This is a genomic window from Janthinobacterium agaricidamnosum NBRC 102515 = DSM 9628 (genome assembly GCF_000723165.1).
Taxonomy (GTDB): Bacteria; Pseudomonadota; Gammaproteobacteria; order Burkholderiales; family Burkholderiaceae_D; genus Janthinobacterium; species Janthinobacterium agaricidamnosum.
This window is the reverse complement of the sequence record NZ_HG322949.1, coordinates 3,636,827-3,653,078: the sequence shown is the minus strand read 5'-3', so window position 1 is coordinate 3,653,078 and position 16,252 is coordinate 3,636,827. Positions and strand designations below refer to the sequence as shown.

16 protein-coding genes and 1 tRNA gene are annotated in these 16,252 nt (G+C 59.2%); all 17 read left to right on the top strand.

What is annotated here, in order from left to right; all coding sequences use genetic code 11:
* Positions 1-53 precede the first annotated feature (53 nt).
* Positions 54-803, top strand: a complete 750-nt coding sequence (gene tpiA / locus GJA_RS15525) for a triose-phosphate isomerase (RefSeq protein WP_081905440.1) — start codon at positions 54-56, stop codon at positions 801-803.
* A 22-nt stretch (positions 804-825) separates the two neighbouring features.
* Positions 826-1,239 carry a preprotein translocase subunit SecG gene (secG, locus tag GJA_RS15520; RefSeq protein WP_038493813.1) on the top strand — a complete coding sequence of 138 codons (414 nt, stop codon included), beginning with the start codon at positions 826-828 and terminating at the stop codon, positions 1,237-1,239.
* A gap of 158 nt (positions 1,240-1,397) precedes the next feature.
* Positions 1,398-1,482 (top strand) — tRNA-Leu (locus GJA_RS15515).
* A 162-nt stretch (positions 1,483-1,644) separates the two neighbouring features.
* The gene (locus tag GJA_RS15510) at positions 1,645-2,004 is read left to right on the top strand and encodes an NADH-quinone oxidoreductase subunit A (RefSeq protein ID WP_038493809.1); all 360 of its coding nucleotides are present in this window, start codon (positions 1,645-1,647) and stop codon (positions 2,002-2,004) included.
* 3 nt (positions 2,005-2,007) lie between these two features.
* The gene (locus GJA_RS15505; protein ID WP_038493806.1) at positions 2,008-2,484 is read left to right on the top strand and encodes a NuoB/complex I 20 kDa subunit family protein; all 477 of its coding nucleotides are present in this window, start codon (positions 2,008-2,010) and stop codon (positions 2,482-2,484) included.
* Between the two features lie 17 nt (positions 2,485-2,501).
* The gene (locus GJA_RS15500) at positions 2,502-3,095 is read left to right on the top strand and encodes an NADH-quinone oxidoreductase subunit C (protein ID WP_038493803.1); all 594 of its coding nucleotides are present in this window, start codon (positions 2,502-2,504) and stop codon (positions 3,093-3,095) included.
* The gene (locus GJA_RS15495) at positions 3,095-4,348 is read left to right on the top strand and encodes an NADH-quinone oxidoreductase subunit D (RefSeq protein WP_038493800.1); all 1,254 of its coding nucleotides are present in this window, start codon (positions 3,095-3,097) and stop codon (positions 4,346-4,348) included. Before GJA_RS15500 ends, GJA_RS15495 begins: the two co-directional genes overlap by 1 nt.
* Positions 4,349-4,366: 18 nt before the next feature.
* Positions 4,367-4,846, top strand: coding sequence for an NADH-quinone oxidoreductase subunit NuoE (gene nuoE, locus GJA_RS15490; RefSeq protein ID WP_038493797.1), 480 nt, complete (start codon positions 4,367-4,369; stop codon positions 4,844-4,846).
* Positions 4,843-6,138 carry an NADH-quinone oxidoreductase subunit NuoF gene (nuoF, locus tag GJA_RS15485; protein WP_038493794.1) on the top strand — a complete coding sequence of 432 codons (1,296 nt, stop codon included), beginning with the start codon at positions 4,843-4,845 and terminating at the stop codon, positions 6,136-6,138. The genes nuoE and nuoF overlap by 4 nt, the downstream gene beginning before the upstream one ends.
* 19 nt (positions 6,139-6,157) lie before the next feature.
* Positions 6,158-8,491, top strand: coding sequence for an NADH-quinone oxidoreductase subunit NuoG (gene nuoG / locus GJA_RS15480; RefSeq protein WP_038493792.1), 2,334 nt, complete (start codon positions 6,158-6,160; stop codon positions 8,489-8,491).
* Positions 8,491-9,576 (top strand): NADH-quinone oxidoreductase subunit NuoH, encoded by a 1,086-nt coding sequence (gene nuoH, locus GJA_RS15475; protein WP_038493789.1) that lies wholly within the window; start codon positions 8,491-8,493, stop codon positions 9,574-9,576. Before nuoG ends, nuoH begins: the two co-directional genes overlap by 1 nt.
* 12 nt (positions 9,577-9,588) lie before the next feature.
* Entirely contained in the window at positions 9,589-10,077 is a 489-nt protein-coding gene (gene nuoI, locus GJA_RS15470) for an NADH-quinone oxidoreductase subunit NuoI (protein ID WP_038493787.1), read from the top strand.
* 64 nt (positions 10,078-10,141) lie between these two features.
* Positions 10,142-10,771: an NADH-quinone oxidoreductase subunit J gene (locus GJA_RS15465; RefSeq protein ID WP_038493784.1), complete on the top strand. Its 630-nt coding sequence runs from the start codon at positions 10,142-10,144 to the stop codon at positions 10,769-10,771.
* Positions 10,768-11,076, top strand: a complete 309-nt coding sequence (nuoK, locus tag GJA_RS15460; protein ID WP_038493781.1) for an NADH-quinone oxidoreductase subunit NuoK — start codon at positions 10,768-10,770, stop codon at positions 11,074-11,076. Before GJA_RS15465 ends, nuoK begins: the two co-directional genes overlap by 4 nt.
* 47 nt (positions 11,077-11,123) lie before the next feature.
* The gene (gene nuoL, locus GJA_RS15455; RefSeq protein WP_038493778.1) at positions 11,124-13,217 is read left to right on the top strand and encodes an NADH-quinone oxidoreductase subunit L; all 2,094 of its coding nucleotides are present in this window, start codon (positions 11,124-11,126) and stop codon (positions 13,215-13,217) included.
* A 27-nt stretch (positions 13,218-13,244) separates the two neighbouring features.
* Positions 13,245-14,744, top strand: a complete 1,500-nt coding sequence (locus GJA_RS15450) for an NADH-quinone oxidoreductase subunit M (RefSeq protein WP_038493776.1) — start codon at positions 13,245-13,247, stop codon at positions 14,742-14,744.
* A gap of 21 nt (positions 14,745-14,765) precedes the next feature.
* A complete protein-coding gene (gene nuoN / locus GJA_RS15445) occupies positions 14,766-16,250 on the top strand; it encodes an NADH-quinone oxidoreductase subunit NuoN (RefSeq protein ID WP_038493773.1) in 1,485 nt (494 codons plus the stop codon).
* The last annotated feature ends 2 nt before the right edge of the window (positions 16,251-16,252 follow it).

Genomic DNA, 16,252 nt, shown 5'->3' with positions numbered 1-16,252 from the left:
ACCAGTGTTGTCACAGCGCGTTAAAATGATGGGTTATTAGGAATTAGGCTACTATGCGTCGAAAACTCGTTGTTGGAAACTGGAAGATGAACGGGAGCCGCGCCATGAATTCGGTGCTGCTGCCGGCGATAGTGGCTGGCTTGAAGACAACGGGCGCGGCAGCGGCGGTGTGCGTGCCTGCGCCGTACCTGGCGCAGTGTCAGGCCGAATTGACGGGCTCGCCGGTGGCGTGGGGCGGACAGGATCTGTCGCTGCATGCCGGCGGCGCCTACACCGGCGAAGTGGCGGGCGGCATGTTGCGCGATTTTGGCAGCCGCTACGTGATCGTCGGGCATTCGGAGCGCCGCGCGTATCATGCGGAAAGCGACGAACTGGTGGCGCAAAAAGCCGTGGTGGCGCTGGCGGCGGGATTGACGCCCATCGTCTGTTTCGGCGAGACGCTGGCCCAGCGCGAGGCGGGCCAGACCGGGGCGGTAGTGCAAGCCCAGGTCGGCGCGCTGCTGGCGGCGATCGAGGTGTCGGATGTGGCGAAGATCGTGCTGGCTTACGAGCCGGTATGGGCCATCGGCACCGGCCAGACCGCGACGCCGGACATGGCGCAGGAAGTGCACGCCATGGTGCGCGCACTGGTGGTCCAAAAGAATGCGGTAGCGGCGGTTGGCGTACAGATTTTGTACGGCGGCAGCATGAAGCCGGACAACGCGAAAGAATTGATGGCGATGCCGGATATCGATGGCGGTTTGATCGGCGGGGCGGCATTGAAGGCGGCGGAATTTCTGGCGATAGTACACGCCGCCGATTGAATTAATTTAAACTGAGAATGGAATAAGCATGTTGTTTAATCTGATTGTGGTTGTGCAGGTTGTGTCGGCTTTGAGTATCATTGCGCTGGTTTTGCTGCAACACGGCAAAGGCGCTGATATGGGTGCGGCATTTGGTTCGGGCGCGTCGGGCAGTTTATTCGGCGCCACCGGTTCATCCAACTTCATGTCGAAGTCGACCGGCGTGGCGGCGGCGATTTTCTTTGCCGCGACCCTCGGCCTGTCGCTGCTGGCCAATCAGCACTCCAGCAACGTCAATGCCGGCGTGATGGACAAGGTAGTTGCCCCAGCGCCAGTGAGCGGCGCCGGCGCGATCCCGACCGCCACGCCAGCGGCTCCTGCCGCGCCGGCGGCGGCAACTCCGGCGGCTTCGGTTGCGCCGGCGGCCAGTGCGCCAGCGGGTCAGATTCCGAAGTAATTCTCATTACCGCTGCGGCTTGCTCATTGTTTTTGCAGTTGCAGCAAAAAATCTCGAACAGAGTGAAAAAGAAGTAAAGTTTTATCCGTTTTCTTATTGTTTTGGCGCAATTCTGCATTAACAAGCTGTCCAAAACGGAGTAGAATACGGGCCTTACCGCCGACGTGGTGAAATTGGTAGACACGCTATCTTGAGGGGGTAGTGGCGAAAGCTGTACGAGTTCGAGTCTCGTCGTCGGCACCAGAAATCAGAAGCCAGCATGGGCTGCGCCTAAGCTGGCTTTTTTACGAGGATAATTGTCGTTTGATCCTGGTCTAAGCTTTGATTGGGATCGTAACGTTAAGTACGCCGCAAAACACCGCGGCGTCCTCATTTAACCGAACGTTCAACATAAGCTCATCAACCGTGAACCTCGAAAATTACTTCCCCGTCCTGTTGTTCATCCTCGTCGGCATCGGCGTAGGTATCGTGCCCCAAGTCCTGGGGCGTCTGTTAGGCCCCAACAAGCCTGACGCCGCAAAACTCTCCCCTTACGAATGTGGCTTTGAGGCATTCGAAGACGCACGCATGAAATTTGACGTGCGTTACTATCTGGTCGCTATCCTTTTTATTTTGTTCGATCTGGAAACGGCATTCTTTTTCCCATGGGGCGTGTCGATGCGTGACCTGGGCTGGTCCGGTTTCGTGACGATGATGGTGTTCATCGCGGAATTCGTGGTCGGATTTTGGTACATTTGGAAGAAAGGTGCCCTTGATTGGGAATAAGCCATGGCTATTGAAGGCGTATTAAGCGAAGGTTTCATCACCACCTCGGCCGACAAGCTGATCAACTGGGCGCGTACCGGGTCGATGTTCCCGATGACGTTCGGTTTGGCATGCTGTGCGGTAGAAATGATGCACGCGGGCGCAGCCCGTTACGATCTGGACCGTTTTGGCGTCGTGTTCCGTCCGTCGCCGCGTCAGTCCGACGTGATGATCGTGGCAGGCACGCTGTGCAACAAAATGGCGCCTGCCTTGCGCAAGGTTTACGATCAGATGGCCGAGCCGCGCTGGGTCATCTCGATGGGTTCCTGCGCCAACGGCGGCGGCTATTATCACTACTCCTATTCCGTGGTGCGCGGCTGCGACCGCATCGTCCCGGTCGACGTGTACGTGCCAGGCTGCCCGCCGACGGCGGAAGCGTTGCTGTACGGTATTTTGCAGTTGCAAAACAAGATCAAGCGTACCAGCACGATCGCACGCTAACCGGGCCGCTTCAGATTATGACTACACATTTAGAAGTACTGCAAAACGCCCTGGCCGCGCGCCTCGGCGAGCGCGTCGTCACCACGGTGGCGCTGGGCGAAATCACCCTCGTCGTCAAAGCCGACGATTATTTCAGCGTGATGCAAACGCTGCGCGACGACCCGAGCCTGGCGTTCGATCAAATGATCGACCTGTGCGGCGTCGATTACCTCAATTATGGCGAAGGTGCATGGGATGGGCTGCGTTTTGCGGCCGTTTCGCATTTGCTGTCCGTAAAACACAACTGGCGCGTGCGCGTGCGCGCTTTCGCGCCGGACGACGACATGCCGTTGCTGCCGTCGGTGATGGGCCTGTGGCGCACCGCCAACTGGTACGAGCGCGAAGCGTTCGACTTGCTGGGCATCCTGTTTGAAGGCCACAACGACTTGCGCCGCCTGCTGACCGACTACGGTTTCATCGGCCATCCGTTCCGCAAGGACTTCCCGGTGTCGGGCTATGTCGAAATGCGCTACGACCCTGAACAGAAACGCGTGATTTACCAGCCTGTGACGATCGACCCGCGTGAAAACGTGCCGCGCGTGATCCGCGAAGAACATTACGGGATGAAATAATGGCTGAAATTAAGAATTACACCCTCAACTTTGGTCCCCAGCATCCGGCCGCCCACGGCGTGTTGCGCCTGGTGCTGGAGATGGACGGCGAAGTGATACAGCGCGCCGATCCGCATATCGGCTTGCTGCACCGCGCCACCGAAAAACTGGCCGAGCAAAAAACCTATCTGCAATCCGTGCCGTATATGGACCGTCTCGACTATGTGTCGATGATGTGTAACGAACACGCGTATGTGATGGCGATCGAAAAGCTGCTGAACCTGGAAGTGCCGCTGCGCGCCCAGTACATCCGCGTCATGTTCGATGAAATCACGCGCTTGCTGAACCACCTGATGTGGCTGGGCGCGCATGCGCTCGACGTCGGTGCGATGGGCCCGTTCCTGTACGCCTTCCGCGACCGCGAAGACTTGCTCGACTGCTACGAAGCGGTATCCGGCGCGCGCATGCACGCGGCCTACTACCGTCCGGGCGGCGTGTACCGCGACTTGCCGGACGCGATGCCGAAACACAAGGCTTCGCTGGTACGCAACGCCAAGGCGATCGACAAGCTCAATGAAAACCGCCAGGGTTCCCTGCTCGACTTCATCGAAGACTTCACGCGCCGTTTCCCGACCTATGTCGACGAATACGAAACGCTGCTGACCGACAACCGTATCTGGAAACAGCGTACCGTCGGCGTCGGCGTGGTGGCGCCGGAAGATGCGCTGGCGATGGGCTTTACCGGCGCCATGCTGCGCGGTTCCGGCATCGCCTGGGATTTGCGCAAGAAGCAGCCCTACGAAGTGTACGACCTGATGGATTTCGACATTCCTGTCGGCACCAACGGCGATTGCTACGACCGCTACCTGGTGCGCGTCGAAGAGATGCGCCAGTCGAACCGCATCATCAAGCAATGCGTTGAATGGCTGCGTAACAACAATGGTCCGGTGATGACCGATAACCGCAAGGTTGCGCCGCCGGGACGGGTCGACATGAAGACCAACATGGAATCGCTGATTCACCATTTCAAGTTGTTTACCGAAGGCTTCCACGTGCCGCCAGGCGAAGCGTACAGCGCGGTGGAACATCCGAAAGGCGAGTTCGGCATCTACCTGGTTTCCGATGGCGCCAACAAGCCTTACCGCATGAAAATCCGTGCGCCTGGTTATCCGCACCTGCAAGCGCTCGATGAAATGGCGCGCGGGCACATGCTGGCCGACGCCGTTACTATCATTGGTACACAAGATATCGTCTTTGGCGAAATCGACAGATAAGTCCTTAGAGGCATAAACATGTTGTTATCAGAGCAGTCATACAAAAAAATCGACCGCGAGTTGGCCAAGTATCCGGCCGACCAGCGCCAGTCGGCCGTGATGGCCGCGCTGGCCCACGCCCAGGATGAACTGGGCTGGCTGTCGCCGGAAACCATGAAAGAACTGGCCGACTATATCGGCATGCCGGCGATTGCCGTGCAGGAAGTTGCCACGTTCTACAATATGTACAACGTCAAGCCGGTCGGCAAGCACAAGATCACCGTGTGCACCAACTTGCCATGCGCCTTGTCGGGCGGCGTGCGCGCGGCCGAATACCTGAAGCAGAAGCTGGGTATCGATTTCCGCGAAACCACCGCCGACGGCCAGTTCACGCTGGTCGAAGGCGAGTGCATGGGCGCGTGCGGCGATGCGCCGGTGTTGTTGGTCAGTAATAAAACCATGTGCAGCTGGATGTCGAACGACAAGATCGATGCCATGTTGGAGGAACTCAAGAAATGACATCGCTGCATAATCGTCACATCGATCCATTGATCCTGAAGGACCTGGACGGCAAGAACTGGCACTTGCAGGACTACGTCAACCGCGGCGGCTACACGGCGCTGCGTCGTATCCTGGAAGAAAAAATTACGCCGGAACAAATCATCGCCGACTTGAAAGCCTCGTCGCTGCGCGGCCGCGGCGGCGCGGGTTTTCCGACCGGCTTGAAGTGGAGCTTCATGCCGCGCCAGTTCCCGGGTCAAAAATACCTCGTCTGCAATACAGATGAAGGCGAACCGGGCACTTTCAAGGACCGCGACATCATTCGCTACAATCCGCATGCGCTGATCGAAGGCATGGCCATCGGCGCGTATGCGATGGGCATCACCGTCGGCTATAACTATATCCACGGCGAAATTTTCCAGGAATACCTGCGCTTCGAGGAAGCGCTGGAAGAGGCGCGCGCCGCCGGTTTCCTGGGCGACAAGATCATGGGCAGCGAATTCTCGTTCCAGCTGCACGCGCATCACGGTTACGGCGCGTACATTTGCGGTGAAGAAACCGCCTTGCTGGAATCGCTGGAAGGCAAAAAAGGCCAGCCGCGCTTCAAGCCGCCTTTCCCGGCGTCGTTCGGCCTGTACGGCAAGCCGACCACCATCAACAACACGGAAACCTTCGCGGCCGTGCCATTCGTGCTGAACATCGGTCCGGAGAAATACCTGGCGATGGGCAAGCCGAACAATGGCGGTTCGAAGATTTTCTCGATTTCCGGCGACGTCGAATTGCCGGGCAATTACGAAGTGCCGCTCGGTACGCCATTCGCCAAGTTGCTGGAATTGGCGGGCGGAATGCGTGGCGGCAAGAAGATCAAGGCAGTCATCCCTGGCGGTTCGTCCGCACCGGTGGTGCGCGGCGACATCATGATGCAAACCGATCTCGATTACGATTCGATCGCCAAGGCGGGCTCGATGCTCGGTTCGGGCGCCGTCATCGTGATGGACGAGACGCGCTGCATGGTCAAGGCGCTGGAGCGCCTGTCGTACTTCTACTTCGAAGAATCGTGCGGCCAGTGCACGCCGTGCCGTGAAGGCACCGGCTGGATGTACCGCATGGTGCATCGCATCGAACAGGGCCAGGGTCGTCCGGAAGATCTCGACATGCTCAACTCGGTTGCCGACAACATCCAGGGCCGCACCATTTGCGCGCTGGGCGATGCCGCGGCGATGCCGGTACGGGCCTTCATCAAGAATTTCCGTGAAGAATTTGAATATCACATCGAGCACAAGCATTGCTTGGTGCCCGCCTACATTTAAGCGCGTCAGGTAACGATCCATGGTTGAAATCGAAATAGACGGCAAAAAAGTCGAAGTCCCTGCTGGCAGCATGGTGATGGACGCCGCCAACAAATTGGGAACTTACATTCCGCACTTCTGCTATCACAAGAAATTGTCGATCGCAGCGAACTGCCGCATGTGCCTGGTCGAAGTGGAAAAGGCGCCCAAGCCTTTGCCAGCTTGCGCGACCCCGGTCAGCGCCGGCATGATCGTGCGCTCCGCCAGCGACAAGGCGGTGCAGGCGCAAAAGTCGGTAATGGAATTCCTGTTGATTAACCACCCGCTCGATTGCCCTATCTGCGATCAGGGCGGCGAGTGCCAATTGCAGGATCTGGCGGTCGGCTACGGCAGCGGCGAATCGCGCTACAAGGAAGACAAGCGCGTCGTCAAGCCGAAGGAAGCCGGTCCGCTGGTGTCGATGCAAGAGATGGCCCGTTGCATCCAGTGCACCCGTTGCGTACGTTTTGGCCAGGAAGTGGCCGGCGTGATGGAGCTGGGCATGATCGGCCGCGGCGAACATTCCGAAATCGTCTCGTTTGTCGGCCAATCGGTCGATTCCGAACTGTCGGGCAATATGATCGACCTGTGCCCGGTCGGCGCACTGACCTCGAAACCGTTCCGCTACAGCGCCCGTACCTGGGAATTGTCGCGCCGCAAATCGGTCAGCCCGCATGACGGCCTGGGCGCGAACCTGATCGTGCAAGTCAAGGCTGGCAAGGTCAAGCGCGTACTGCCGCTGGAAAACGAAGACGTCAACGAGTGCTGGATTTCCGACAAGGACCGTTTCTCGTACGAAGCGCTGGACAGTGCCGAACGCCTGACCTCGCCGATGCTGAAACAAGGCAACGAGTGGAAAGAAGTCGATTGGCAAACCGCGCTCGAATACGTGGCCCACGGCTTGAAAAACATCAAGCATGAACATGGCGCCGACGCCATCGCCGCACTGGCGACGCCGCATTCGACCGTCGAAGAACTGGTATTGCTGAAAAAACTGACCAGCGGCATCGGCAGCGACAACATCGATTTCCGCCTGCGTCAAACCGACTTCGCGCTGGACGGTCAAGTCACGCCGTGGCTGGGCATGCCGATCACCGAATTCGCGCAAATCAAGCGCGCCTTCGTCATCGGCTCGTTCCTGCGCAAGGACCATCCATTGCTGGCGACCCGTTTGCGCGCGTCCGTCAAGGGCGGCGCCAAGCTGTCGATCCTGCACGCGTCCGACGACGATCAATTGATCAACGTGGCCAACAAGCTGATCGTCGCGCCGGGCGACTGGCTGGCGGCCTTGTCGGAAGTGGTCGTGGCAGTGGCGCAAGCGAAAGAAATTGCCGTACCAGCCGGTTTCGAAGCGATTGCCGCTTCCGACACGGCCATCGCGATCGCCGCCAGCCTGATGGCCGGCGACCATGGCGCGGTCTTGCTGGGTAACGCGGCAACGCAACACCCGCAAGCGTCGCAATTGCACGCCGCCGCACAGTGGATCGCCGAACAGACCGGCGCCAAGCTGGGCTACCTGACCGAAGCCGCCAACACCGTCGGCGCGCACCTGGTCAAGGCCACCGCGAAACACGCCGCGCCGGCATTCAGCGCGCCGAAAAAAGCGTACCTGCTGCTGCACGCCGAGCCGGAACTCGACAGCGCCAACCCGCAAGCCGCCAGCGCCGCCCTGAAACAGGCCGAGATGGTGGTGGTCATGTCGTCGTTCAAGCACGGCATGGATTACGCCGACGTATTGCTGCCGGTCGCGCCGTTCGCTGAAACCTCGGGTTCCTTCGTCAATTGCGAAGGCCGCCTGCAAAGTTTCAACGGCACCGTCAAGCCGTTGGCTGAAACCCGCCCGGCCTGGAAAGTGTTGCGCGTATTGGGCAACATCCTCGGCTTGAGCGGTTTCGACTACGACACTTCGGAAGCGGTCCGCGACGAAGCGTTCGGCGCCGGCACCACCGACCTGTCGCAGCAGTTGAACAACGTTGCCAAGGCCTCGTTGCAAGCCGCCGGCTACGCCGCGCCTTCCGCTGCGCTGGAACGCCTGGCCGACGTGCCGATCTATTTCGCCGACGCACTGGTGCGCCGCTCCGAACCGCTGCAGCGCACGGTCGACGGCGCCGCTCCGCTGGCCCACTTGCCAGCCGCCCTGGCGCAACGGATTAATGTCAAATCGGGCGACAAAGTCAAGGTATCGCAAGGCTCCGGCAGCGCGATCCTGGTGGCGTCGATTCATGCCGGCTTGCCGGCCAATGTGGTGCGGGTAGCGGCGGCGCATGTCTCGACGTCGACCCTGGGTGGCATGTTTGGCGCCATCACCGTTGAAAAAGCAGAGGGGAATATCTGATGGCTCTGCCTGAATTCGTTACCGTCATCAACCAAGCCGGCGCGAGCAGCTTCCTGGCGCCGGTGTGGCCGCTGATCTGGACCATGATCAAGATCGTCTGCGTGCTGCTGCCGTTGATGGGCCTGGTAGCTTACGCCACCTTGTGGGAACGCAAGCTGATCGGCTGGATCCAGATCCGCGTCGGCCCGAACCGGGTCGGCCCGCTGGGCTTGCTGCAGCCGATCGCCGATGCGCTGAAATTGCTGTTGAAGGAAATCATCGTTCCAGCCAAGTCGAGCAAGGGTTTGTTCGTGCTGGGTCCGATCATGACCATTATGCCGGCGCTGGCCGCCTGGTCGGTGGTGCCGTTCGGTCCGGAAGCGGTATTGGCTAACGTCAATGCCGGCTTGCTGCTGTTGCTGGCGATCACTTCGCTGGAAGTCTACGGCATCATCATCGCCGGCTGGGCCTCGAACTCGAAGTACTCGTTCATGGGGGCGATGCGCGCCTCGGCGCAAATGATTTCCTACGAAATCCCGATGGGTTTCGTGCTGGTGGTGGTGCTGATGGTGTCCGGTTCGCTGAACTTCATCGATATCGTCGCCGGCCAGGGCAAGGGTTACTTCGCCGACCATGGCGCCAGCCTGCTGTCGTGGAACTGGCTGCCATTGCTGCCGCTGTTCGTGATCTACCTGACCTCGGGCCTGGCTGAAACCAACCGCCATCCGTTCGACGTCGTCGAAGGCGAATCGGAAATCGTCGCCGGCCACATGGTCGAGTACTCGGGCATGGCCTATGCCATGTTCATGCTGGCCGAATACGCCAACATGATACTGATCGGCGCGCTGGGTTCGATCATGTTCCTCGGCGGCTGGGCCGCGCCATTCAAGTTCCTCGAATTCTGGGGCGGTTTCGGCGGCTTCTTCTGGCTGTTTGCAAAAACCTTCCTGATCGTGTCGGTGTTCATCTGGGTGCGCGGTACTTTCCCACGCTACCGTTATGACCAGATCATGCGACTGGGCTGGAAAGTGTTTATCCCGTTGACGCTGGCCTACCTGGTTATCGTCGCTATCTGGATGCAGACATCCTGGAATATTTGGAAGTAAGAGAGCGATAGAATGGACAAGGTAAAAGATTTTTTCAGCAGCCTGTTATTGGGCGAGTTGATCAAGGGCATGGCCCTGACAGGGAAATACATGTTTTCCCGCAAGATTACGGTGCAATTCCCGGAAGAGAAAACGCCGATCTCGCCACGCTTCCGCGGCTTGCACGCGCTGCGCCGCTACCCGAACGGGGAAGAGCGCTGCATCGCCTGCAAATTGTGCGAAGCGGTGTGCCCGGCGATGGCCATCACGATCGAATCGGAACAGCGCGACGACGGTTCGCGCCGTACCACCCGCTACGACATCGATCTGACCAAGTGCATCTTCTGCGGTTTCTGCGAAGAGTCTTGCCCGGTCGATTCGATCGTCGAGACCCACGTGCTGGAATACCACGGCGAAAAACGCGGCGACCTGTATTACACGAAAGAGATGTTGCTGGCCGTGGGCGATCGTTATGAAAACGAAATCGCCGCCGCGCGCGCTGTCGACGCACCTTATCGCTGACCGCTGCGCCGCGGTGTAGACCGCGGCGCAACTGTCGTTCATCTGTACGTCTATTGGGTTTTTTATGGACTTTAAAACTTTTCTGTTTTACGCATTCTCGGTGGTGCTGATCCTGGCCGCGACCCGCGTAATCACGGCCCGCAACCCGGTTCACGCCGTGCTGTTCCTGGTGCTGTCGTTCTTTTCCGCCGCCGGCATCTGGATGCTGCTGCAAGCTGAATTCCTGGCCATCGTGCTGGTACTGGTCTACGTGGGCGCCGTGATGGTGCTGTTCCTGTTCGTGGTCATGATGTTGGATATAAATACAGACAAGATGCGCGAAGGTTTCTGGGGCTACCTGCCGCTGGCGGCCTGCGTCGGCGTCGTCATCGTGCTGGAAATGGCGGCGGTGCTGTGGCGCGGTTTCCTGGAATTCGAACCGCGCGCCGCCGCTGGCGGCAATATCGGCGGCACCAAGGAACTGGGCATGCTGATCTACACCAAATACGTCTACGCGTTTGAAATCGCGGCGGTGGTATTGCTGGTGGCGATCGTCGCGGCCGTCGCGCTGACACTGCGCAAGCGCAAGGACACCAAGTATTTCCAACCGGGCGACGCGGTACGCGTACGCCGCAACGACCGCCTGAAAATCGTCAAGATGGATGCGGTGGTCGAGCGCCCTGCGCCGGCTGCAGAAGTTAAGGAGGCACCATGACACTATCGCTCGCACACTACCTGATCCTGGGCGCGATCCTGTTCGCGATCTCGATCGTCGGGATTTTCCTGAACCGCAAGAACATCATCGTACTGCTGATGGCCATCGAATTGATGCTGCTGGCGGTGAACATGAATTTCATCGCGTTTTCGCATTACCTGGGCGACGCGGCCGGGCAGATCTTCGTTTTCTTCATCCTGACGGTAGCCGCCGCTGAATCGGCGATCGGACTGGCGATTCTGGTGGTGATGTTCCGTAATCTGGACACCATCAATGTGGAAGACCTGGACAGCCTCAAAGGCTGATGATTTTCACACTCGATCTCCTCGAATAATAACGATTAAGGTTCATCATGGCGGGGCAAATACTCAACCCTAACCTCCTTCTTGCCGTACCGCTGGCGCCGCTGGCCGGTGCCGCGATTGCAGGCTTGCTTGGCACCCAGTTCCTGGGTAATTTGGTCGGACGCAAGACGTCGCATACCGCGACGATCCTGGGCGTACTGATTGCACTGATCCTGTCGGTGCAGACGCTGCTCGGCGTGCTCGACGGCGACAGTTTCAACGGCACCATCTATCACTGGATGACGGTCGGCACCCTGAAATTCGAAATCGGATTCCAGATTGATGCGCTGTCGGCGATGATGATGTGCGTGGTCACGTTCGTCTCGCTGATGGTGCACATTTACACGATCGGCTACATGAAGGACGACGAAGGCTACAACCGCTTCTTTTCCTACATCTCGCTGTTCACCTTCTCGATGCTGATGCTGGTGATGGCCAATAACTTCCTGCAACTGTTCTTCGGTTGGGAAGCGGTGGGCCTGGTCTCGTACCTGCTGATCGGCTTCTGGTACACCCGCCCGACCGCGATCGTGGCGAACATGAAGGCGTTCCTGGTCAACCGCGTCGGCGACTTCGGTTTCATCCTCGGCATCGGCCTGCTGCTGGCCTACGCCGGCAGCATGAATTACCAGGAAGTATTCGCCAAGCGCGAAGCACTGTCGCTGCTGACCTTGCCAGGCACCGACTGGGCCTTGCTGACCGTGGCCTGCATCTGCCTGTTCATCGGCGCGATGGGCAAGTCGGCGCAATTCCCGCTGCACGTATGGCTGCCCGATTCGATGGAAGGCCCGACCCCGATTTCGGCGCTGATCCATGCCGCAACCATGGTTACCGCCGGCATCTTCATGGTGTCGCGCATGTCGCCGCTGTTTGAATTGTCCGATACCGCCTTGTCGTTCATCCTGGTGATCGGTTCGATCACGGCGCTGTTCATGGGTTTCCTGGGCATCATCCAGAACGACATCAAGCGCGTGGTCGCTTACTCGACGCTGTCGCAGCTGGGCTACATGACGGTGGCGCTGGGTTCGTCGGCGTACTCGGTGGCGGTATTCCACCTGATGACCCACGCATTCTTCAAGGCGCTGCTGTTCCTCGGCGCCGGTTCGGTCATCATCGGCATGCACCACGACCAGGACATCCGCAACATGGGCGGCCTGCGCAAATACATGCCGATCACCTGGATCACTTCCTTGCTCGGTTCGCTGGCCCTGATCGGCACGCCGTTCTTCGCCGGTTTCTACTCGAAGGACAGCATCATCGAAGCCGTTGCCGAAACCCATATCTGGGGTGCCGGTTTCGCCAACTTCGCGGTGCTGGCCGGCGTGTTCGTGACCGCGTTCTATTCGTTCCGCATGTACTTCCTGGTATTCCACGGCAAGGAGCGTTTCGGCCAGGCCCACGCGCACGATGCGCATGACGATCATCACGCGGCTGCCCATGGCGCCCACGACGACCACGATGCGCACCATGACGACGAAGAAGACGAGCACGCCCATCACGGCCTGGCGCCAGGCCAGAAACCGCATGAATCGCCATTCGTGGTCTGGTTCCCGCTGGTGATGCTGGCAATCCCTTCGGTGATCATCGGCTACCTGGCGATCGGCCCGATGCTGTTCGGCGATTTCTTCAAGGGCGTGATCTTCGTCGGCGAAAACCACCATGCGATGGAAGAGCTGGCGCATGAATTCCATGGCCCGCTGGCGATGGCGATCCACGGCCTGACCACCTTGCCGTTCTGGCTGGCCCTGGCCGGCGTGGTATCGGCGTACTACTGCTACATGGTCAATCCGCGCGTGCCGGCCTGGTTCTTTGCGAAATTCAAGGCGATCCATACCTTGCTGGACAATAAGTACTACATGGACAAGTTCAATGAAGTCGTGTTCGCCGGCGGCGCCCGTTTGCTGGGTAACGGCCTGTGGAACATCGGCGACAAAAAACTGATCGACGGCTTCGTGGTGAACGGCAGCGCCAAGCTGGTGGGCTGGATCTCGGCCTTGTCGCGCATCCTGCAAACCGGGTACATCTATCACTATGCCTTCGTGATGATACTCGGCGTGCTCGGCGCTCTGATCTATTTCCTGCCATTCTGGCCCGCTAAGTAAGCTGACCTGATAAGAATACTGAGAACCATGATGCAGTCAACGATTTCTACACTACCTCCTTACCTGAGCCTGGCGATCTGGGTGCCGATCCTGTTCGGCGTCCTGGTGCTGGCGCTCGGCCGCGATAACAAGCCGGGTTTCACCCGCGTGCTGTCGCTGGTCGGCTCGCTGGCCGGCTTGCTGGTCACCTTGCCGCTGATACAGAACTTCGACAATGCCGCGCACGGCTTGCAATTCGTTGAAAAAGCGCCGTGGATCGCGCGTTTCAACATTTTCTACTCGCTCGGCATCGATGGCCTGTCGCTGTGGTTCATTCCGCTGACCGCGTTCATCTCGGTGATCGTGGTGATCGCGGCATGGCAGGTGATCGAGAAGCGCATCGCCCAGTACATGGGCGCGTTCCTGATCCTGTCCGGCCTGATGATCGGCGTGTTCGCCGCGATGGACGGCCTGCTGTTCTACTTCTTCTTTGAAGCGACGCTGATCCCGATGTTCATCATCATCGGCGTGTGGGGCGGTTACAACCGGGTCTACGCCTCGTTCAAGTTCTTCCTGTACACCTTTTTCGGCTCGCTGCTGACGCTGGTCGCCATCATCTACCTGTACAACCAGACCGATACCTTCGACATCCTGGCGTGGCATGCGAAAACGCTGACGATGAAGGAACAGATCTTCATCTTCCTGGCCTTCCTGATGGCGTTTGCCGTCAAGGTGCCGATGTTCCCGGTGCACACCTGGTTGCCGGACGTCCACGTCGAAGCGCCGACCGGCGGTTCCGCCGTGCTGGCCGCGATCATGCTGAAGCTGGGCGCCTACGGTTTCCTGCGTTTCTCCCTGCCGATCGCGCCGGACGCCAGCCACTACCTGGCCGGCTTCATGATCGCGCTGTCGCTGATCGCCGTGATCTACATCGGCCTGGTGGCGCTGGTCCAGACCGACATGAAAAAACTGGTGGCCTACTCGTCGATCGCCCACATGGGTTTCGTCACGCTGGGCTTCTTCATGTTCAACGACATCTCGGTGCAGGGCGGTATCGCCCAAATGATTTCGCACGGTTTCATTTCCGGTGCGATGTTCCTGTCGATCGGCGTGCTGTACGACCGCATGCATACCCGTAACATCGCCGACTACGGCGGCGTCGTGAACCGCATGCCGAAATTTGCCGCCTTCTTCATCTTCTTCTCGATGGCCAACTGCGGCTTGCCGGCGACTTCCGGTTTCGTCGGCGAATTCATGGTGATCCTCGGTGCGGTGCAATACAATTTCTGGATCGGCATGCTGGCCGCGACCGCCCTGATCCTGGGCGCGGCCTACTCGCTGTGGATGGGCAAGCGCGTCATCTTCGGCAAGATCACCAACCACCATGTGTCCGAGCTGACCGACGTCAACAAGCGTGAATTCTTCATCCTTGCCGTGTTGGCGATTGCCGTACTCGTGATGGGCCTGTACCCGGCGCCGTTCACCGACACGATGCAAACTTCGGTCGCCGACCTGCTCAAGCATGTCGCCACGACCAAGCTGCCTTAAAAAAAGACGGAACATACTTACATGAATAACACCAACCTGATCCCGCTCTACGCAGAAATCTTTCTGCTGATCGCCGCCTCGGCGATCTTGCTGATCGATATGTTCCTGTCCGAGGGCAAGCGTTCGATCACTTACGTCCTGTCGTTGCTGACGCTGGCGGTTTGCGCCGGCCTGACGCTGGTCGACTTCAATGCCGGCACCACCGTCTATACCTTCAACAATATGTTCGTGTCGGACCCGATGTCGAACCTGCTGAAGCTGTGCACCTACGGCGCCGTGGCGCTGACGCTGATCTACTCGCGTTCGTATGCCGGCGACCGCAATATGTTGTCCGGCAACCTGGGCGGCGAATTCTATGTGCTGGCATTGTTCGCGATGCTGGGCCAGATGGTCATGATTTCCGGGAATAACTTCCTGTCGATCTACCTGGGCCTGGAATTGATGTCGCTGTCGCTGTATGCCCTGATCGCGCTGCGCCGCGACAATAGCAAGGCCACCGAAGCGGCGATGAAATACTTCATCCTCGGCGCGCTGGCGTCCGGCTTCATGTTGTACGGTATCTCGATGCTGTACGGCGCCACCGGCACGCTGGACCTGAGCCTGGTGCGCCAGGCATTGGACGGCGGCACCGCCAATCCGACCATCATGGTATTCGGCATCGTGTTCTTGGTTGCCGGCCTGGCCTTCAAACTGGGCGTCGTGCCATTCCACATGTGGGTGCCTGACGTGTATCAAGGTTCGCCGACCGCCGTCACGCTGTTGCTGGGCGCGGCGCCGAAACTGGCCGCGTTCGCGATCTGCATCCGCCTGCTGGTCGAAGGCTTGCTGCCGATGGCAAAGGACTGGCAGCAAATGCTGATGATCCTGGCCGTGATGTCGCTGGCGATCGGTAACCTGACCGCCATCGCGCAAACCAACCTGAAACGCATGCTGGCCTATTCGACCATCGCGCAAATGGGCTTTGTGCTGCTGGGCCTGATGGCCGGCACCGTCGGCGGCGTGACCACCGGCGCAGCCAATGCCTACAGTTCGGCGATGTACTACATCATCGCCTACGTGCTGACCACGCTGGGCAGCTTCGGTGTCATCATGCTGCTGGCACGCGCCGGTTTCGAAGCGGAAGAACTGGCCGACTTCAAGGGCCTTGCCAAACGCAGCCCATGGTTCGCGGTCGTCATGTCGATCATGATGTTTTCGCTGGCCGGCGTGCCGCCGATGATCGGCTTCGCCGCCAAGTTCTCGGTGCTGCAGGCCGTGCTGGGCACCGGCCAGATCTGGCTGACCATCGTGGCGGTGATGTTCTCGCTGATCGGCGCGTTCTACTACCTGCGCGTGGTCAAGATGATGTGGTTCGACGAGCCGACCGACAGCGCGCCGCTGGCCGTCAAGGCGGACATGCGCATCGTGCTGAGCCTGAACGGCGTGCTGGTGCTGGCCCTGGGTGCCTATCCTGGCGCCTTGCTGGCTGTTTGCCTGACGGCAATCACCAAAACCTTGGCGACCTGATC